We start from the raw sequence: 19,159 nt of genomic DNA, 5'->3' as shown, positions 1-19,159 counted from the left end.
TGAGTGAAGTGGAGCACAATGTCGTCATGGACCGGCGTCGGCGAGAGCCCTCTTCAGTCCTTCCACGCTGGACACGATGATGCGCCCCTTCTCCACCCGCACCTTGTCCGGCCCGAGGGCTCTCAGCCCTTTGGTGACGGAGTTGCGCCCAGCTCCGATGTGCTGGGCCAGTTCCTCCCGGGTGAGGGAGAAGGAGCACACGCCCTCCGAGATGTCGACCAGACGGAGGAGCGCCATGGCCAGACGCTGATGTATGGCGCCGTCGTACATCTCGGTCTGCTCCCGCAGTCGACTTGAGGCAACCACCGCAAGGGAGTACGCGAGATCGTGCTGCTTCACCAGATGATGGAAGTCTCCGGCGGAGATCCATACGACTCTGCATCTGCTCATCGTCCGTACATCAGCCAGCCGCTCACCGCCGTACTGAAGGGCCATCTCGCCCAGAACCTCCCCCGGACCACGAAAGGCGAGCAGGCGTTGCCGATCGCCACGGTCTCTGCGAATCACTTTCACCATGCCGCTGATCAGCGCAAACGCCCCAGTGCCCGGGGTGCCTTGCTCCAAGAGGGTGACGCCCGGTGGACGAAAGCCCAGTGGGCGTCGGGTCATCTCTGCCCAGGCCTCTTTGGACACCAGGTCGCGCAGGGTTCGCGCCGAAGAGTGACGGTCTCTGCTCATACGGTTACGCTAAGGGAATGAGGCTCAGGGAGGGTGCGGATCTCCATAAATCAGTCCCTTCCGCCGATGTGAGGTCCCGACTCTCCAGTTGCCGCGAGTACTTTGCCCCTGCGACGCGGCCCCGCCATGTGGTGGCACGGGAGTGCCCATCCTGTCGTTATCGTTCGAGTGCCTGTGCTCGTGTCTCTGTCCTTGCCGTCACGGGGTGCTCCTCGCTCTGAGGGGACTCCCCGGACGGGACGCGCGGGCCGACAGGACCGGAACTGGCCCCTCTGGGTCTGTGGAGGGCCCGGGAACACCCCTGGGAAGTGATGTCGGCGACCCCGCTTATGCTGCACGGACGATCAAGCGGAGCCAGGGGAGAGCGCGGTATGTTCGGAAAACTGTTCGGCAGGGGCGGGGAGAGAACGGCGGCGGATCCGTACGCCCTTCCCGTCCCTCGCAGGCGGAAGGGCGGGATGTACACGCTGCGCGCGCTCGGGGACACACGGGTGCTCGCCCTGGTGGAGGCGGCCGACGCGGGGGACTGGGAGGCGGTCAAGGCGGCGTTGGAGCCCTTCGATCTCGGGCGGGACCACCGGGTTCTCGGCGAGCTGGTGGAGCTGGACGGTCTGCAGGACTGGATCGGCCGGGCCGTCGAGGAGGATGAGGAGCACCGGGCGACGGCTCTGCTGATATCGGGGGCGCGCCACATCAGCTGGGGCTGGGAGGCGCGCACCGCCGAGCGGGCCGTGAATGTCACGCAGGAGCAGTGGAGGATCTTTCACGAGCGGCTCCACATCGCGGAGGAGCAGCTGTTCGAGGCCGCCGAGCTGCGGCCGGAGTGGGTCACGCCGTGGCGCCGCCTCCTCACCTCCGGTCGTGGGATGTCGCTGGGCCCGACCGTCAACGAGGTCCGGTTCGACGCCGCGCTGCGCCGCGCCCCGCTGGACCTGGAGACCCATGTGGAACGGCTGTCGCAGCTCCAGCCCCGCTGGGGCGGCGAGCCGGGGCAGGGCCTGGCGTTCGCCCGCGAGGCGCTCTCCCGGACCCCGCAGGGGGACCGGCTCGGCTGTGTGATCGCCATGGCGCACATCGAGGAATGGGTCGAGTCGGACGACGGGGAATGCCTCGAAACCCCCGAGATCCAGGCCGAGTTGCGCAACGCGGCCGACCACAGCATCCTCCACCCCGCCCATGTGCGGAGCCCGGGCTGGCAGCACGACTTCAACACGTTCGCCATGGCCCTGTCGCTGGCCGGCGAGAGCCACACGGTCCGGCGCGTCTTCAAGGAGCTCGACGGCGCCTACACCAGCTGGCCCTGGACCTATCTCGCGGATCCCGAGAAGCGCTTCGCCCACCACAGCCGCAGCGTCTGATCCCACGCAGGCCCTTCCCTTCACCCGCCGCCCCTCCCCCTCGGACTGCCCGATGACTTCGCCCGATCCCGCCACCGCCACCGACACCGCCCCCGATCCGGCAGGCGCCGACCGCACCTTCCAGGTCGATCTGCGCGGCCTCGTGGACCTCCTCTCCCACCACCTCTACTCCAGCCCACGTGTCTATCTGCGCGAACTGCTCCAGAACGCGGTGGACGCGCTGACCGCCCGGCACGGCCTCGAACCGGACGCCCCCGCCGACGCCTTCGGCATCCGCCTCTACGCCGACGGCACGGCCGTACGCGTCGAGGACGACGGCGTCGGCCTCACCGAGGCCGACGTGCACACCTTCCTCGCCACGATCGGCCGCAGCAGCAAGCGCGCCGAACGGATCGCCGAGCAGCGCGCCGACTACATCGGCCAGTTCGGGATCGGCCTGCTCTCCTGCTTCCTGGTCGCGGACGAGATCCACGTCCTCAGCCGCTCCGCCCGCACCCCCGGCGCACCGGCCGTGGAATGGCGAGGGCGCGGCGACGGCAGCTACACCGTGCGCACCCTGCCCGCGTCCGCCCGCCCCCGGCCCGGCACCACCGTCACCCTCACCCCCCGCGCCGACGCGGGCGAGTGGACCCGCCCGGCGCAGGTGCACGCGCTGGCCCGGCACTTCGGCTCCCTGCTGCGCCACCCGGTGACCTTCGACGACGGCACGGGCGGCCCGGGCGCGTCCGTCAACCCCGACCCCGCGCCCTGGGCGCGTACGCACCCCACCCCCGGAGCGCGTTCCCGCGCACTGGCCGCGTACGGCGAGAAGACCTTCGGGTTCACCCCGCTGGACGTCATCGAGCTGGACCTGCCGGCCGTGGGACTGAAGGGCATCGCGTGCGTACTGCCCGAGGCGGTGCCCGCCGGGCGCCGCCACGGCCATCGCGTGCACGTCAAGGGCATGCTGCTGTCCGAGCAGGCCGAGGAGATCCTGCCCGAATGGGCGTTCTTCGTCCGCTGCGTCGTCGACGCAGAGAGCCTGCGCCCGACGGCGTCCCGCGAATCCCTGTACGAGGACGACACACTCGCCGCGGTGCGCGACGCCCTCGCCGAGCGGCTGCGCGCATGGATCGCCCGGGCCGCCGCCAGCGACCCGGACCTCCTCGCCCGTTTCCTCCAGGCCCACCACCTGGCCGTGAAGTCGCTCGCGGTGCACGACGACGAGATCCTGCGGATGCTGCTGCCCTGGCTGCCGTTCGAGACCACCGACGGGCACGCCACCCTCGACGAATTCGCGCGCACCCACCGCACCGTGCTCGTCACATCGAGCGTGGAGGAATTCCGGCAGGTCGCGGCGATCGCCTCGGCGGCCGGGCTCGGCGTCGTCAACGGCGGCTACACCTACGACCGTGAGCTGGTCCACCGGCTGCCCGAGATCAGGCCGGGGATCAGCGTCGCCGACCTCGACCCGGCGACCCTCACCGCCCATCTCGACCCCGTCGACCGTGAGACGGAACTCGCCGCCACGGCCTATCTCGCCCTGGCCCGCGACGCCCTCGCCGTCTTCGACTGCGACGTCGCGCTGCGCACCTTCCAGCCCGCCTCCGCCCCCGCCCTCCTGGTCGACAGCCGCGAGGCCCGGCACGAACGCACCCGCTCCCAGCTCGCCCGCGAGCAGGAGGGCGGCCTGTGGGGCGACATCCTCGGCGCTCTGCGCCAGGAGGCCCCACGGGCCCAGCTGATCCTCAATCAGCTCAACCCGCTGGTCCGCGCCGCCGTCGCCATCGACGAGCCCGAGCTGGCCCGCACCAGCGCCGAAGCCCTCTACGGCCAGGCCGCGCTGCTGTCCCGGCGCCCGCTCAGGCCCGCCGAGTCGAGCCTCATCAACCGCTCCTTCCTCGACCTTCTCGCCCACGCCCTCCGCAAGGACAGCTGACGATGCCGACCGCACCCCACCCCCAGAACACGGACGAGCTGTACCAGGCGCTCCAGGAGAACGGCCGCCGCCCCTACGGCCGCCCGCGCACCGTCACGGCCGAGGAACTCGTGGACACGGCGGAGCTGCTGGCGGATCCCGCCGCGCTCGTCCACGCGCTCCTCGAACTCCAGGACGCGTACACCTACGGCTCCGAGCCCCGGAAGTCGCCCGTCGTCTTCGCCCGTCTGCTCGCCCTGTTCGACGAGCAGCCCGACGTCTTCGACGAGCGCCGGCGCCACGCGCTCTTCTGGCGGTTCAAGTGGGTGGCCAACGCCCTGCGCGCCCTGCCCGAGATGCCGCTGACCAGCCTGCGCCAGTGGCTGACGGAGATGCGCGACCGGTACGAGAAGGCCGGCCTCGGCCTCCAGCCCTACTACGGTCAGGCGTACCAGCTCGCCGCCCACCGGGGCGAGGACACCACCGTCGCGTACGAGCTGTGGGCGGGCCGCCGCCGGACCCCGCTCAGCGACTGCGAGGCGTGCGAGATCTGCGAACTCGCCCGCCACCACCTCGCGGCGGGCGACGACGAACGGGCGCTGGCCGCCTGGGAGCCCGTCCTCGACGGCAAGGAATCCTGCCGGGAGGAGCCGGCCCGCTCCGTCTCGTACGCGCTGCTGCCCCTGCTGCGCACCGGCCGCGTCGAGCGCGCCCGTGAACTGCACCTCGCCGGCTACCGCGGCTGCCGCCGCGACCCCGCCATGTCCCAGGAGGTCGGCCGGCACCTGGAATTCTGCGCGCTGACCGGCAACGAGGCACGCGGCCTGGAGCTGCTCGCCGAGAACCGGAGCCTGCTGGACGAGGTGGAGTCGCCGCTGGACCTGTACGACTTCCTCACCGGCGTGGAGGTCCTCCTCCAGCGCGTCGAACTCCTCGGCCACGGCGAACTGCCCGCCGCCGGATACGCGGGCCGCACCTGGACGGTGACCGCCCTGCGCGCCGAGGTGAGCACGCGCGCCGACGACCTCGCCGCCCGCTTCGACGCCCGCAACGCGACCACGGCGCACACCGACCGCCGCAGGGCCCGCCTCGACCGCGCCCCCCTCCTGGACGCGCTGGAGCTGACCCTGCGCACCCGCGGCCTCGACGAGGCGACCGTGGCCGCCACCCCGGCCGCCGGGCCCGCCGCCCGCACGCCCGCCGCCGTCCCGGAGTCGCTGACCGAGCTCATCGTCCAGGCGCGAGCACTGGACCGGCAGGGACACCCGGACGCACAGCTCTGCTGGGCACGGCTGCGCACCCTCGTCGCCGCCCGCGACTACGCCCACCCCGACGACCCGGCCGTCGGCCCGCTCGTACAGCTGCGCGCGGACCTGCTGTCCGCCGAAGCCATCCGGGCGGACGAGAAGGACGAGCCCGCCGCCGCTCTCCACGAGGAGGCCGCGGGCCTGTACGAGGACGCCGGAGCGCCGGGCGACGCGGCGCTCGCCCGTGCCCACGCCCTGATCGCCGCCGCCGAGAGACCCGACGAGGCTCCCGCGGAGACCTCCGCCGAGACCTCCGCCGAAACCCTCGCGGAGGACGCCGACGACGCCGACGGCACCGGGGCGAAGGCCACCGCGCTGACCGCCGCCCACGCCTCCCTGGTCCGCCTGCACGAGGAGACGCCCGGCCTCGCCCCGCACCACGAGGCCCGTCTGCTGCGGCTGCGGGCGGCCGCGCTCGGTCTGCGCCTCCAGGCCTCGGGGAACGAGGAGCACGTCGCGCCGGTCTTCGCCGAGGTGGATCTGCTGCACGCGTACGCCACCCGGCACGACCTCCCCACGCAGATATCCGGCGCCCTCCATCTGCGGGCCGGCACCCACGCACTCTCCGGCGACCTGCCCGCCGCGGTCACCGAGATCGACGGCCTCCTCGACCGGCTCAAGGCGCACGGCCCCGCCTGGCACCTGCCCCGCACGCTCGCCCTGCGCGGCCGGATCCAGCTCGGCCTCCGGGACGCGCGGGCCGCCCACGCCGACCTGACCGAGGGCCTGCGACTGGCCGCCGACTGGCCCGCCGACACGAGCGGCACCGCCCGCCTCCACGCCGATCTGGCCGAGGCGTGCATGCACCTCGGCCGCCCCGACGAGGCACTGCGGCATCTGACGCGCTCCGCAGAGCTGGAACTGCGCCACGGCAACCGCACGGACGCGTACTGCACCTACGGCAACGCGGCCCAGCTCAGCCTCGACCTCGGCCGCGTCGAGGACTGCATCGCCCTGCTCGACTCCCTTCTGGCCGACCCGGGCGCCGCCGCCGGAGAGCTGGACGACCGGCTCGTCGCCCAGCTGCGCCTGACCCGCGCCCGCGCGCTGCACGCGGGGGAGGACCTCAAGGCCGCCACGGCCGAGTTCGTCGCCCTCGCCGCCGAGTCGGCCGGCTGGCACGACGACCCCGGGAGCCACGCCATGATCGCCGCGGAGACCGCCGTACTCCTCGGCGAGTCCGGCGAGTTCGACCGGGCCCGCGACGCCGCCGACCAGGCGCTCGCCGCCCACGCCCGGGCCCCGCGCTATGAGCAGCTCAGCAACTGCCTGCGCGAACTCGCCCGCCTCCAGACCCAGCGGCAGGGCCCCGACGGCCTGCCCGGCGCCCTCGCCCACCTCACCACCGCCGGCCGGATCGCCGACGAGGCCCGCGCCGCGGGCCACCAGGCCCACGGCCGTTCCCTGGACACGGCCCTGGCCTACGAACACGGGCGGATCAACGCCTACGCCGGCGCGTACGACGACTCCCTGACCGCCCTGGACAGGGCCCTCACCCTGCTCGGCGACCCGGGCCCCGAGGACGGCCACGCCGGCGAGTGGGCCGAGTGCGTCCGTCTCGCAGGCGCCGTGGAGGGCATCTACCTCGAACGCCCCGCACCCGCCCTCACCCGCCTCGACGCGGCGATCTCCCTCCTCACCGCCCTCGGCCGCACCGAGGACGCCGAACCGCTGACCTCCCTGGCGGCCCGGCTGCGCGACCAGGAGTGACGAGGGCTGACACGGTGAGCGCGCTGAGCCGATCACAACCAGGGCGGTCCGGGCCGGCGCCGTGTCGGTGTGGATGAACTCGCCCTGGGCAAGGGCGACTTGGCGGGCGAGGGCGAGGGCGAGCGGGAAGACGGAGGCGGTACGGCCCCGTGGGGCCGGGCCCCCTCGCCGCGCCCGCCGCCCTCGCGCTGACCGTCTCCGGCTGGCCGCTGCTGGAATGGGCCGGGCGCGACCGTCCGCACCGACACCGCCCCGCCCTGATGCGCCCGCCCGAGGTCGTCGGGCCGGAAAAAGATGTGGGGGGATCGAACCCCTCGTACCCGTCTATTCCGTCGTCATATTTTTATCCGTCCGTCGGATGGGATGACAAGAAGAGCACGAGGTGGGATTTTCCCCTTGCCGAAGCGGGTTCAGCGGGCGCCGTTCTCGGCTTTCTCTGGCCAACGCCCGTACTGGCAGGGGGAGTTCATGTTCTCCAGGAGGCGACAGAACCTCGGTGCCGTGACGCTCACCGCAGTGGTGGCGGCAGCGCTCGTTGCGGGGCTGACCACCCCGGCGTCGTCCGCTTCCATCGCCCTTCCGGGAGGCACGGCCGCCGCCGTGCCCTTGGGGACGGGCGTCGAACTCACCGATCGGAGCAGCAGGAGCAGCGGGAGCAGCGGGAGCAGCGGGAGCAGCGGAAGCGGTAAGAGCGACGAGGCCGGCGAGGGCGGCCGGGGCAAGGACGCCGTCCTCCACTGGGTCACCCTCATCACCGGTGACCGGGTCGGGGTGGACGCCGAGGGCGAGGCGGTCGCGCTCGACCGGGCCGAGGGCCGCTCGGGCATTCCCGTCCGGACCTTCACCCAGGACGGCGACACCTATGTCATACCGGACGACGCCCACTCCCTGGTGGCCGACGGCCGTCTCGACCGGCGGCTGTTCGACGTCACCGAGCTGAGCGGGGCGGAGAGCCGCACGGCGTACGGCGACGGGCTGAAGGTGATCGTCGCCTACGGCGGCGCCTCCGCGTCCACGGCCAGGAAGAGCCTGCGTTCCGCCGAAGACGTCCGGGTCGGCCGGAACCTCCCTCTTCTGAACGCGGACGCGGTGACGGTCCCGGGGCGGCGGACGAGCGCCCTGTGGGACTCCCTCACCCGGACCGGCGGCGAGCGAGGACGGGCCGCCATCGTCTCCGGCGTCGAGCGCGTCTGGCTGGACCGGGTGTACACGACCTCACTCGACAAGAGCGTCGTCCAGATCGGCGCCTCCAAGGTGTGGCAGGAGACCGGTCTCGACGGAACCGGCGTGAAGATCGCCGTACTGGACAGCGGGGTGGACAAGACCCATCCGGATCTGAAGACGCGGGTCGTCGCGGAGAAGAACTTCAGCAGCTCCCCGAGCGTGACCGACCGGGCGGGCCACGGCACGCACGTCGCCTCCATCGCGGCGGGCACAGGCGTCAGATCGGGGGGCACGCACAAGGGCGTCGCCTTCGGCGCCTCGATCCTCAACGGCAAGGTGCTCAACGACCAGGGCTCGGGCACCGCCTCCGGCGTCATCGCCGGCATCGACTGGGCCGTGTCCCAGGGCGCGGACATCGTCAATTTGAGTCTCGGCGCCCCGGACGGCCCCGAGATCGACCCGCTGGAAGCCCATGTCAACAAGGTCTTCCGGGAGAAGGGCGTACTCTTCGCGGTCGCCGCGGGCAATGAGGGATCCCACGGCATCAGCTCCCCGGGGAGCGCGGACGGAGCGCTGACCGCCGCCGCCGTGGACGACGACGGCGAGACGGCCCCCTTCTCCAGCCGGGGCCCGCGGGTCGACGGCGCGATCAAACCGGACGTCGCCGCTCCAGGGGTGGACATCACTGCCGCCGCGGCGACCGGGACCTATTTCGACCCCGAGACCCCGGGGTACGCCGCCCACTCCGGCACCTCGATGGCCAGCCCGCATGTGGCCGGCGCCGCCGCCCTGCTGAAGCAGCGGCACCGCGACTGGAAGGGGGAGCGGCTGAAGAACGCCCTGATCGCTTCCGCCGAGGATCTCGGCCGGAGCGCCGTCGAGCAGGGCGCGGGCCGGATCGCCCTGGAGCGGGCGGTCCGGCAGAGCGTCGTCGCCGAGCCGCCGTCGGTGAGCTTCGCCCGGCAGGCGTGGCCGCACCAGGACGACGTCCCCGAGACCCGGAAGATCAGCTACCGCAATCTGGGCGACACGGACGTCGCGCTTGAGGTGAAGGTCACCGGGTACGGGCCGAAGGGCAAGCCCGCTCCGGCCGGCTTCTTCACCCTGAGCGCCCGGCGGCTGACCGTCCCGGCCGGCGGCGCCGCCTCAGTGGACCTGTCCGTGGACACCCGCCTCGGGGGGAAGGCCGACGGCTACTACACGGCCTCGGTCGTCGCGACCGGCGGCGGGCAGAGCGTGCGCACCGTCGCGGGCGTGGATCGCGAGGCGGAGCAGTACGACCTCACCATCAAGTACATCGGACGGGACGGCAAGCCGACCAAGAACCTCTACTCGATCCTCCACGGGCTTTTCGAGGACGGGGAGATGTACTCGATCGACGATGAGAAGAGCAGTGTCACGGTCCGCGTCCGCAAGGGCGATTACGCCCTGAGGACCGGCGGCCCCGTGGACCCGAAGGACTACGCCAAGGGCTACGACCACCTCCTTCGGCCGAAGCTGTCCGTCACCGAGGACGCCACGGTCACGGTCGACACCCGCAAGGCCGAGCCGGTCTCCATCACGGTGCCGGACAAGAAGGCGAAGCTGCGCCGTGCGGTGCTCGGCTACGCGGTGGGCAAGGGCGCGCACCGGACCGACGGGTCCGTCGATCTCGACTCCTTGCGCAAGGTGCGCACCGGGCATCTGGGGCCGGAGATCTCCGACGGTTCGCTCAGCGAATCCTGGACCACCTGGTGGAAGCCGGTCGGCGCCACCGAGTACAGCACCGTCAGCGGCGGCACGGTGAAGAAGTACTCCACCGGCTACACCAAGAAGTTCAAGGCCGGGGACTTCGCCGAGGTGAAGGTCGGTATGGCGTCCTCGGTGAAGGGCAAATACGGCTATGTCGGCACGGTGAGCAAGCTGGACGGCATGCGGGCCATCATGGACGGCGGGACGAAGTCCCTTCCCGGCGTCTGGAATCTGCTGATCGCTTCCAGCCCCCGGGCCACATGGTCCTTGAGGGGCACCCAGACCCGGGTGAAGCAGCCCAGCTACCAGGACGAGGAGGTCGAGCACGGCACCCGGTTCCGGACTTACCGTGCGGGCACGTCGTACACCGAGACCATCGGCACGGGGGTGCATGCGCCGCTGGTGCGGAAGGGCGAGAGCGGCGTCCATCGCGAAGGAAGCAAGATCTACGGCGAGATGAAGCTCTTCACCGACGGCAAGGGCCACAGGGCGGTCGCCTCCGTCCACTCGTCGGCGAAGACCACCCTCCACCAGGGGGCGACGAAGATCGGCGAGAACGACGACCCGCTCAGCGGCTGGAAATCCTTCCACGTCGGCGAGGCCGAGGCCGAATACACCCTGGCGACCTCGGTGAAGCGGTCCAAGGCGATGACCCGGACCGCGAGCCGCATCGACGCGAGCTGGACCTTCCGCTCGAAGAGGCCCGCCCGGGGCACGGTGGACACCCTGCCGATCTCCTCGGTCCGCCTCACCCCGGAGCTCGCCCTCGACAACACCGCCCCGGCGGGCCGGAAGGTCGCCTTCCCGGTGACCGTCGAGGGCCCGGCGGCCGGCCAGGGGCTGAAGTCTCTCAAGATCTCCGCCTCTTACGACGGGGGTAAGACCTGGAAGAAGGTCGCCGTCGTCAAGGGCAAGGTCACGGTGAAGAACCCGGCCAAGGGGAAGTCGGTCTCCTTCAAGGCCGAGATCGTGGACAAGAAGAACAACAAGAGCGCCATCACGGTCTACGACGCCTACCACGGCAAGTAGACCGCGGCTGCCGGCTCGTCGCCGAGGCTGTCCCGACAGCTCGGCGGCGAGCCGGGGCGGTGGAGGCCGGGCGGGGGCCGTCGCCGGTCAGCTTCCGCAGACGCGTCTCGCTGCCGCCGGTTCGGCGCCCTCCGGGGTGTTCTCGGTGGTGCGGCAGGCATCGCCGTCTTCGCGGGCGGAGCTCTCGCCCATCCGGTCGGCGTCGGCCTTGACGACATAGACCTCCCAGGGCTCCTTGCCGGGGCCGTGGACCCAGACCTTGTCCTGGAGGGCGTAGCAGCAGGAGGTGTCGTTCTCCTCGAAGGTGGCGAGCCCGGCGTCCTTGAGGCGGTCGGCGGCGGCGGTGACCGTCTCCGTGGAGTCGACCTCGACGCCGAGGTGGTCGAGGCGGGTGTCCTGCCCGGGTTCGCCCTCGATCAGGACGAGCTTGAGCGGGGGCTCGGTGATCGCGAAATTGGCGTAGCCGGGGCGGCGCTTGGCGGGCTCGACGCCGAAGAGCCGGGAGTAGAAGGTGACCGACGCTTCAAGGTCGGCGACGTTGAGGGCGAGCTGGACCCGGGACATGACGGACTCCTCGAACACTCTGTATCGATGTTTATCGATGCCTTGTGGGTTCGAGCTTGTCTCTTGAATCGAAATTCGTCAACATAGACGTATGTCGAAACAAGAGCTTCCGGTGATCGGGCAGGACACCGCGGCGGACGGCTGCTGCCCCGGCCTGCTGACCGCCCCCCTGGACGAGGACGCCTCCGTCGAGCTGGCCAGGGTGTTCAAGGCCCTCGGCGACCCGGTCCGGCTGCGGCTGCTGTCGATGATCGCCTCCCGCGCGGGCGGTGAGGTCTGCGTCTGCGACCTCACCCCCGCGTTCGAGCTGTCCCAGCCGACGATCTCCCACCACCTCAAGCTCCTGCGCGAGGCCGGACTGATCGCCTCGGAACGGCGCGGGACCTGGGTGTACTACCGCCCGCTGCCCGAGACCACCGACCGGCTCGCCGCCCTCCTCACCCGGGGCGCCGCACCCGCACCCGCCGGGGCGCGGGCGTGAGCGCCGCTCCCGCCCCGGTGGCGGGACGGCTCTCCTTCCTCGACCGGTACCTGGCCCTGTGGATCCTCGCGGCGATGGCCGCCGGCCTCGGCCTCGGCCGACTCGTCCCGGGCCTGGGCGACGGGCTCGCGAGGGTCACGGTCGCCGGGGTGTCGCTGCCGATCGCCCTCGGCCTGCTGGTGATGATGTACCCGGTGCTGGCCAAGGTCCGCTACGACCGGCTCGACGTCGTCACCCGCGACCGCCCCCTCCTGGTGTGGTCGCTGGTGCTGAACTGGATCATCGGCCCGGCGCTGATGTTCGCCCTCGCCTGGATCTTCCTGCCCGATCTGCCGGAGTACCGCACCGGGCTGATCATCGTCGGGCTCGCCCGCTGCATCGCCATGGTCATCATCTGGAACGACCTCGCCTGCGGCCACCGTGAGGCCGCCGCCGTCCTCGTCGCGGTGAACTCCGTCTTCCAGGTCCTCGCCTTCGGTCTGCTGGGCTGGTTCTATCTCGACCTTCTGCCCGGCCTGCTCGGCCTGGCGACCACCGGCCTGGACATCTCCGCCTGGGAGATCGCCCGCTCCGTCCTCATCTTCCTCGGCATCCCCCTCGCCGCCGGATTCCTGACCCGCCGCCTCGGCGAGAAGACCCGGGGCCGCGACTGGTACGAGACGAAGCTGATCCCCCGCATCGGGCCGTTCGCCCTCTACGGGCTGCTGTTCACGATCGTCGTGCTCTTCGCCCTCCAGGGCGACGCCATCACCTCGAAGCCGGTCGACGTGGCCCGGATCGCGCTGCCGCTGCTGGTGTACTTCGCCCTCATGTGGGCCGGGTCCATGGCGATCGGCCGCGCGGCCGGACTGGACCACCCCAAGACCACCACACTGGCGTTCACCGCGGCCGGGAACAACTTCGAACTCGCCATCGCGGTCGCCATCGCCACCTTCGGCGCCACCAGCGGCCAGGCCCTCGCCGGAGTCGTCGGGCCCCTCATCGAAGTCCCCGTCCTCATCGGCCTCGTCCACGTCGCCCTCCGCGCCCGCCGCTACTTCCCCCAGCCCACCCCCACGCGGGCCGTCCCGGCCGCCGCCACCGAAGGCACCGCCCATGTCTGACACCCGGCCGAAGCCGTCCGTCCTCTTCGTCTGCGTCCACAACGCGGGCCGCTCCCAGATGGCCGCCGCCTTCCTCGCCCACCTCGCCGGCGACCGGGTCGAGGTTCACTCCGCCGGCTCCGCTCCGGGGGCTGCCGTCAACCCGACCGCTGTCGCCGCCATGGCCGAGGTCGGCATCGACATCTCCGCGGAGACCCCGAAGATCCTCACCGTGGACGCCGTTCAGGCGTCCGACGTCTGCATCACCATGGGCTGCGGCGACACCTGCCCCGTCCTCCCCGCCACGCGCTACCTCGACTGGACCCTGGACGACCCCGCAGGCCAGGGTCTCGAAGCCGTCCGACCGATCCGCGACGAGATCGAGCGCCGCGTCCGGACCCTGATCGGCGAACTCGGCGTCGAGCCGAGATAGCGGGTCAGCGCCGCAGACCGCGGTCCAGCGCGGCGATCAGCGAGCCCTGGGCGTCATCCCCGTCCAGGGACCAGACCATCACGCCGCCGAGATCGTTCCGCTGGGTGTAGCGGGCCTTCTGGGCGGCGGTGGCCGGGGTGTCGTACGTCCAGAACTCGTTGCCGTCGTACTTCCAGGCCGCGCCGTGCCTGCGGTCGGTGTGCACGGTGCCCGGCAGGTCCTTGACGGCCTTGTAGGGCAGTTGGCCGCCGCCGCGCGGGGACATGCCGGTGGCGGGCTGGTAGAGGCCGTTCTTCGTCCCGGCGGGCACTCCCGTCCAGCCGTAGCCCCAGGACGGCACCCCGAGCACCGCCTTGCGGGCCGGCAGGCCGCCGGCCAGGTAGTGCCGTACGACCCGGTCCGCGCTGTAGCTGTAGTCGACGCCGGAGGGGTCGGCCGGGTCGGTGTAGAGGTTCGCCTGGTGATTGGTCGGGCCCTGCGGCTCCCAGGAGCCGTGCATGGTGTAGGTCATCAGGTTCAGGTAGTCCACCTGGCGGGCGACCTTCCGCAGCTCCAGCCGGTCCGCGATGTCGGTGTTGGCGGCGACGGCCGCCGTCAGCAGATGGCGCCCCCGCCCGCCGTCGCCCAGCGCGTCCAGCTGCCGCCGGAACTCGGCCAGCAGCAGGGTGAAGTTGCGGCCGTCCTCGGGGCGCACCGAGTTGCCCGGCAGACCGTCGCCGCCCGGGTGCTCCCAGTCGAGGTCGATGCCGTCGAAGACGCCCGCGCCGCTGCCCGGGCCGCCCTCCGGCGAGCCCAGCCGCGGCAGGTTGCCCTTGATGTAGAGGTCGACGCAGGAGGCCACGAACTTCTTGCGCGCGGCGTCAGTGGCGGCCACGTCCGAGAAGTACTTCGACCAGCCCCAGCCGCCGATCGAGATGACGGCCTTCAGCTGAGGGTTCTTCGCCTTCAGCTTCCGCAGCTGGTTGAAGCTGCCTTTCAGCGGCTGGTCCCAGGTGTCGGCGACGCCGTCCACCGAGTCGGCCGCGCCGATCGGGCGCTGGTAGTCGGCCCAGGCGTCGGCCTGGTCGGCCAGGTTGTCCTCGAAGCAGGTGCCCTCGGGGGAGATGTTGCCGAAGGCGTAGTTGATCACGGTCAGCTTCGCCGCCTGGCCCGAGTCCTGCACCTTCTTGGCGGAGAAGCCGCTGTAGACGCTCCACCCGGTGAAGTAGGCCACACGGTGGCCGGGCAGCCGGCGGCTGTCGTCGTCATCGGCGTGAGCGGTCGCGGGGGCCGCGACGAGCGAGGCGAGCAGAGCCGTCGCCAGGAACGCGGAGGCGCGTCTGAACATACTGATGGCCTTCTCTGAGCGGGGTCAGATGGTCTGTACCAATCGCGAGAAGAGATCTAGTCCATGCCGGGGGGTGCGCACAAGAGGCCGAGTCGCACGAAGTGGCCAGTCTCCCTTGGAAATTGATGGAGCGTCAGTTAATCAATCGGCCCGCGCAGCCCGCGCGCCGCAGAATGTCGCCGTCGCGGAAGCAGTCCGTCTCACAGGAACCGTGCCGCGATCTTCTCCGGAGTGATCCGGACGGTCACCAGCTCCGGGAGGAGCGCGTGGGACTCCGGGTTGTGCTCGGCGTAGATCATGCCGGTGTACTTGACGGCCAGTCGGTCCAGGCGCTCGCGGCTGCCCGGACTCTCGAACCGGGCCGTGCCGCCGATCGACGCGTATCCGTACGGCTCGTCCGGCGGGTTCACCATGACGTTCAGCCGTGGATCGCGCCGCAGATTGCGGACTTTGAGCTTGTCGACACCGGTCACGAAGAAGAGCTCGTCGTCCTCCCTCCCGATCCAGACCACCGACTGGTGCGGACTTCCGTCGGGCCGCAGGGTCGCCACGGTGACGAAGATCCGGGCATCGAGCGCCTTCTTGAGTTTCACGGACAGACGGACCGGGCTCACGCGTGACTCCTGACTGGGTGCGGACACTGCGGCATCAAGTGCCACAACTATGTGACACTTGATACGTAACTCGCAACACCAATGGGGCAGTTGATGGCTCATCTGCTACGTTCCGCATAGACTTCCGGTCACGATGAGAGCTGACGCGGAACGCAACCTGGACACGGTCCTCCAGACCGGTGCGCGCCTGCTGGCGGCCGACCCCGGCGCGAGCATCGCGGCGATCGCGGCGGCGGCGGGGGTCGACCGGCGCACCGTCTACCGCCGCTTCACCACGCGCGAAGAGCTCTTGGTCGCGGTCCATACGGCCAAGCTCGACGCCTGCGAGCAGGTCGTCGCCGAGGCTCGATTGACCGAGGCGCCCGTGCTGGTCGCCCTGCACCGCTACGCGGAAGGCATCATCACCGTCAGCAGACGCCTGCCGGTGGACGTACGGCAAGTGCGGGACGAGGCAATGGCCGGTCGTCTCCGTCGGCTGATCGAGCAACTCGACGGCTTCATGGACCGCGCGGTCCGCGAAGGCGTCATCCGCCCCGGACTTCCCGACCGCTGGGCCCGCTCCCTGCTCGTCCGTCTCACCGCCATGGCCGCGCACGAGATGCCGGAGCTGACCAGCGCCCAGGGAGCCGACATGGTGGTCCAGTCACTGACCAAGGGCCTCCGCCCCGCCTGAGCGGACGGGCCCGCCGTGTCCGTCCCACCGAAACCACTGAAGAGCGCCATTCAACATTCCAGCGAACGAAGGCACTCCATTGCTTCTGAGACGACGAGCGACCTCCAAGACCGCCCTGGCCGTCACCGCGTTACTCGCCCCCGCGCTGCTCGCCCCCGCCCTCCTCGGCACTGAGGCTGCGGCCGCGGCCGCGTTCACGGCCGGGCCCGGTTCGCCGGTGGCCGCGCGGACCGTCGTGTCCTCATTGGCCTGGCGGGGTTGCGGCGGCGACCTCCCCGCCACCGTCGAGTGCGCGACCCTCAAGGTCCCCCTCGACCACCGCGAGCCGGGCGGCAAGAAGATCGATCTGTCGTTGTCGCGGATCAAGGCCGCCAACCCCGACAAGCGCCGCGGTGTCCTCTTGTTCAACCCGGGCGGTCCCAGCACCTCCGGGCTCTTCTATCCCCTGGCGCTCAGCGACTATCTGCCGCACTCCGTGAAGGACCGGTACGACCTGATCGGTTTTGATCCGCGCGGCGTCGGTGCGAGCAGTCCCCTCGCCTGCGGTACGACCAACGCCGGCGAGCGGAAGACGTACCGGCCCTACACGAAGGCGACGTTCGCCAAGGACGTCGCCTGGGCGCGCGACATCGCGGACCGGTGCCAAAAACGCAACAGGGAAACGATCCCGCACATCAACACCCGCAACACAGCACGTGACATGGACGCCATCCGCCATGCCCTCGGGGAGCGGAAGATCTCGTACTTCGGGCTGTCTTACGGGACCTATCTCGGTTCTGTGTACATCCAGCTATTCCCGAACCGGGCCGACCGGTTCGTCCTGGACAGCGCGGTCGACCCCAAACGGGTCTGGCGGGGCATGGCGCGGTCCTGGGCGGTACAGGCCGAGGCCACCTTCGACCGGTGGACGGAATGGACCGCCCGCCATTCGGCGCGATACGGACTCGGTGACACGGCCGCCGAGGTCGAGAAACTGTTCCGGGACATCGTGGCGCGCGCCGACCGGGAGCCGCTCGACCTGGGCGGGACCATCTTCAACGGTGCCGATGTGCGCGAGTACATACGGTGGGAGATCCCCCACCCGTCCCTCGCGGCAAGGACTCTGGGGCTGCTGAGGGACGCCGCCGCGGGCAAGCCCGTCCCGACGTTCCCGACCTTCGTACCGACCGACAACGAGCTGGCGAGCTACACGGCGGTCATGTGCGGCGACGTCCGCTGGCCCACCGACCCGGCCGTCTATCAGACCGACGCCCGCCGTGACAGCGTCCGCTACCCCCTGTACGGAGACTCCGTCTCGAACATCTTCCCGTGCGCGTTCTGGGACCGGCCCGCCGAAGCGGCCACCAAGATCGACAACAAGGTCCCCGCGCTCATCGTCCAGAACGAATGGGACCCACAGACGCCCCTGGCCACGGCGCTCGGCCTGCGGCGCGCGCTGAAGGGCTCCCGGCTCGTCACCGTCGACGAGGGGCAGGGCCACGGCGTCTACTTGCGCGGCATCAGCGCCTGCGCCGACGACGCCGCCACGGAGTATCTGACCACCGGCCGACTGCCCGCCGGGGACGTCACCTGCGCCGCCACCTCGAACATCTCAAGGAAATCGCCGACCGTTAGGGCCTGTCTGAATGACACGGAGCATCAACGCGCCCTTGCTGAACGAGCCGCCCGGTGACTCGCGACCGGGGTCGGGTCGGCATCACTGGGTCCGGGCCGGGCCGCCGCCGCAGAGGGTCTCTCCGTCCGCGGTGCGGCTTCGGACGGCCGGGGAGGAGATGTCTTCCGACTGGATCGGTTTCCGGTACTTGACTTGCCCAGTGCCGTTCCTGAGGCTATGGCTCTCACCACACGCCCCGAGAGCCGGAGGGCCCATGGCGGACACCACCCCGATGGACGGCGTTCCCTGGTTCGATGTCGCCGACCCGGGCTTCTCGATCACCTCCGCCGCGGTGCACGAGGCGCGGGAGAGGTCCTGGTACGCCCGGACCGGATACGGACTGGCAGTCCTGCGCCACGCGGAGATGGAAGCACTGCTCAAGCACCCTCTTCTCCGTCAGGGCAGTGTGGCCTGGCCCGCTCACAACGGGGTGAACGAGGGCCCTTTGGCCGACTGGTGGGCGAGCTGGATCCTCAACAAGGAGGGGGAGGAGCACCGTAGGCTTCGCCGGCTGATGAACCCGGCCTTCTCCGCGCGGCTCACCACCGCCCTGTTACCCCGGTTCAGGGCTCTCGCCATTGAGCTGACCGATGCCTTCGCCGGGAGCGGCTCATGCGAGTTCGTCTCGGATTTCGCCGAGCCCTACGCGGCCCGGGTGATCGCCATTCTGCTCGGGCTCCCGGAGTCGGAGTGGCCCGGCATCGCGCGTGAGTCCGCTGTTCTGGGACTGGCGCTGGGAGTGACCGTCCGCCAGGATCTCGACCGTATCGAACGCGCCCTCGCCGCGCTCCACGTCTACGCCGACGAAGTGATCGAGGACCGCCGGCGCAGGGAGCGCGACGACTTCGTCTCCCGGATGGTGCGAGCCGGTAGGGACAGCGACCGGCTCGACGGCGACGAACTGCGTGACGGACTGGTCCTGCTGATGTTCGGGGGCTTCGACACCACCCGCAATCAGCTCGGTCTGGCCCTGGAGTCCTTCATCCGGCACCCGGCCCAGTGGAGGCTGCTCGCCGAGCGGCCCGAACTGGGCGCGCGAGCGGTGGAGGAGGTGATGCGTGTCAATCCGACCATTCGGTGGGTCACCCGGGAGGCGCTTGAGGACTTCACTTTCCAGGGTCTGGACATCCCCGCCGGGACCACCGTCCATCTGTGGAACGAGTCCGCCGGTACCGACCCCCGCGTCCATGGTCCGTACTCCTTCGACATCACCGCCGAGCGCGAACCCCACTTCGGTTTCGGCGGCGGGGTCCATCACTGCCTTGGTCACTTCGTCGCCCGAGGTGACATGGCCGAGGCCCTGCCGGTGCTCGCCCGGCGTCTGCGCGACCCCCGGGTCGCCGAGGGCGCCGAATGGCTCCCCGACTCGGGCAACACCGGTTCCGTACGGCTTCCTCTCACCTTCACCCCCGCGTCCTGAGCGGGCTCCGCCGCCTTCCCGCCGCCCACGCCCTTGC

At 70.9% G+C, this 19,159-nt stretch carries 14 protein-coding genes; 10 read left to right on the top strand and 4 right to left on the bottom strand.

Annotated elements, in window-relative coordinates; genetic code table 11:
- Positions 1-24: 24 nt before the first annotated feature.
- The gene (locus IE247_RS16850) at positions 25-678 is read right to left on the bottom strand and encodes a Crp/Fnr family transcriptional regulator (RefSeq protein WP_190123946.1); all 654 of its coding nucleotides are present in this window, start codon (positions 676-678) and stop codon (positions 25-27) included.
- A gap of 371 nt (positions 679-1,049) precedes the next feature.
- Here IE247_RS16850 and IE247_RS16845 point away from each other — a divergent pair, with 371 nt between their 5' ends.
- From IE247_RS16845 to IE247_RS16830, 4 genes are all read left to right on the top strand, one after another.
- Positions 1,050-2,036, top strand: coding sequence for a hypothetical protein (locus tag IE247_RS16845; protein ID WP_190123945.1), 987 nt, complete (start codon positions 1,050-1,052; stop codon positions 2,034-2,036).
- A gap of 52 nt (positions 2,037-2,088) precedes the next feature.
- Positions 2,089-3,954 carry an HSP90 family protein gene (locus IE247_RS16840; protein ID WP_190123944.1) on the top strand — a complete coding sequence of 622 codons (1,866 nt, stop codon included), beginning with the start codon at positions 2,089-2,091 and terminating at the stop codon, positions 3,952-3,954.
- A 2-nt stretch (positions 3,955-3,956) separates the two neighbouring features.
- Complete coding sequence (locus tag IE247_RS16835; RefSeq protein WP_190123943.1) at positions 3,957-6,950, top strand: hypothetical protein; 2,994 nt, start codon at positions 3,957-3,959, stop codon at positions 6,948-6,950.
- Between the two features lie 501 nt (positions 6,951-7,451).
- Positions 7,452-10,874 carry a S8 family peptidase gene (locus IE247_RS16830; RefSeq protein WP_308433240.1) on the top strand — a complete coding sequence of 1,141 codons (3,423 nt, stop codon included), beginning with the start codon at positions 7,452-7,454 and terminating at the stop codon, positions 10,872-10,874.
- Between the two features lie 87 nt (positions 10,875-10,961).
- On the opposite strand, the gene IE247_RS16825 is transcribed toward IE247_RS16830, so the two are convergent.
- Positions 10,962-11,438 (bottom strand): ArsI/CadI family heavy metal resistance metalloenzyme, encoded by a 477-nt coding sequence (locus IE247_RS16825; RefSeq protein ID WP_190123941.1) that lies wholly within the window; start codon positions 11,436-11,438, stop codon positions 10,962-10,964.
- Between the two features lie 91 nt (positions 11,439-11,529).
- Here IE247_RS16825 and IE247_RS16820 point away from each other — a divergent pair, with 91 nt between their 5' ends.
- The 3 genes from IE247_RS16820 (at position 11,530) to IE247_RS16810 (ending at position 13,434) form a co-directional block, all read left to right on the top strand.
- Positions 11,530-11,919, top strand: coding sequence for an ArsR/SmtB family transcription factor (locus IE247_RS16820; protein ID WP_190123940.1), 390 nt, complete (start codon positions 11,530-11,532; stop codon positions 11,917-11,919).
- Between the two features lie 74 nt (positions 11,920-11,993).
- Positions 11,994-13,022, top strand: a complete 1,029-nt coding sequence (arsB, locus tag IE247_RS16815) for an ACR3 family arsenite efflux transporter (RefSeq protein ID WP_229869170.1) — start codon at positions 11,994-11,996, stop codon at positions 13,020-13,022.
- Positions 13,015-13,434, top strand: a complete 420-nt coding sequence (locus IE247_RS16810; protein ID WP_190123939.1) for an arsenate reductase ArsC — start codon at positions 13,015-13,017, stop codon at positions 13,432-13,434. Before arsB ends, IE247_RS16810 begins: the two co-directional genes overlap by 8 nt.
- Positions 13,435-13,438: 4 nt before the next feature.
- Here IE247_RS16810 and IE247_RS16805 read toward each other — a convergent pair whose 3' ends face one another.
- Positions 13,439-14,761: a glycoside hydrolase family 18 protein gene (locus IE247_RS16805; RefSeq protein ID WP_190123938.1), complete on the bottom strand. Its 1,323-nt coding sequence runs from the start codon at positions 14,759-14,761 to the stop codon at positions 13,439-13,441.
- Between the two features lie 200 nt (positions 14,762-14,961).
- Positions 14,962-15,375 carry a PPOX class F420-dependent oxidoreductase gene (locus IE247_RS16800; protein WP_229869162.1) on the bottom strand — a complete coding sequence of 138 codons (414 nt, stop codon included), beginning with the start codon at positions 15,373-15,375 and terminating at the stop codon, positions 14,962-14,964.
- A 133-nt stretch (positions 15,376-15,508) separates the two neighbouring features.
- Here IE247_RS16800 and IE247_RS16795 point away from each other — a divergent pair, with 133 nt between their 5' ends.
- The 3 genes from IE247_RS16795 (at position 15,509) to IE247_RS16785 (ending at position 19,122) form a co-directional block, all read left to right on the top strand.
- A complete protein-coding gene (locus tag IE247_RS16795; protein ID WP_190123936.1) occupies positions 15,509-16,048 on the top strand; it encodes a TetR family transcriptional regulator in 540 nt (179 codons plus the stop codon).
- Positions 16,049-16,127: 79 nt separating this feature from the next.
- Positions 16,128-17,720 (top strand): alpha/beta hydrolase, encoded by a 1,593-nt coding sequence (locus IE247_RS16790; protein ID WP_190123935.1) that lies wholly within the window; start codon positions 16,128-16,130, stop codon positions 17,718-17,720.
- A 196-nt stretch (positions 17,721-17,916) separates the two neighbouring features.
- A complete protein-coding gene (locus IE247_RS16785; protein WP_190123934.1) occupies positions 17,917-19,122 on the top strand; it encodes a cytochrome P450 in 1,206 nt (401 codons plus the stop codon).
- Positions 19,123-19,159: the final 37 nt, after the last annotated feature.

Origin of the sequence: Streptomyces inusitatus (assembly GCF_014651115.1) — a bacterium.
Lineage (GTDB): Bacteria > Actinomycetota > Actinomycetes > Streptomycetales > Streptomycetaceae > Streptomyces > Streptomyces amakusaensis.
This window is presented reverse-complemented; position numbering and strand designations above follow the sequence as displayed.

Coding starts and splice junctions, on each gene's coding strand:
- IE247_RS16850 (WP_190123946.1), bottom strand. CDS start 678: ATGAGCAGAGACCGTCACTCTTCGGCGCGAACCCTGCGCGACCTGGTG.
- IE247_RS16845 (WP_190123945.1), top strand. CDS start 1,050: ATGTTCGGAAAACTGTTCGGCAGGGGCGGGGAGAGAACGGCGGCGGAT.
- IE247_RS16840 (WP_190123944.1), top strand. CDS start 2,089: ATGACTTCGCCCGATCCCGCCACCGCCACCGACACCGCCCCCGATCCG.
- IE247_RS16835 (WP_190123943.1), top strand. CDS start 3,957: ATGCCGACCGCACCCCACCCCCAGAACACGGACGAGCTGTACCAGGCG.
- IE247_RS16825 (WP_190123941.1), bottom strand. CDS start 11,438: ATGTCCCGGGTCCAGCTCGCCCTCAACGTCGCCGACCTTGAAGCGTCG.
- IE247_RS16820 (WP_190123940.1), top strand. CDS start 11,530: ATGTCGAAACAAGAGCTTCCGGTGATCGGGCAGGACACCGCGGCGGAC.
- arsB (WP_229869170.1), top strand. CDS start 11,994: ATGGCCGCCGGCCTCGGCCTCGGCCGACTCGTCCCGGGCCTGGGCGAC.
- IE247_RS16810 (WP_190123939.1), top strand. CDS start 13,015: ATGTCTGACACCCGGCCGAAGCCGTCCGTCCTCTTCGTCTGCGTCCAC.
- IE247_RS16805 (WP_190123938.1), bottom strand. CDS start 14,761: ATGTTCAGACGCGCCTCCGCGTTCCTGGCGACGGCTCTGCTCGCCTCG.
- IE247_RS16795 (WP_190123936.1), top strand. CDS start 15,509: ATGAGAGCTGACGCGGAACGCAACCTGGACACGGTCCTCCAGACCGGT.
- IE247_RS16785 (WP_190123934.1), top strand. CDS start 17,917: ATGGCGGACACCACCCCGATGGACGGCGTTCCCTGGTTCGATGTCGCC.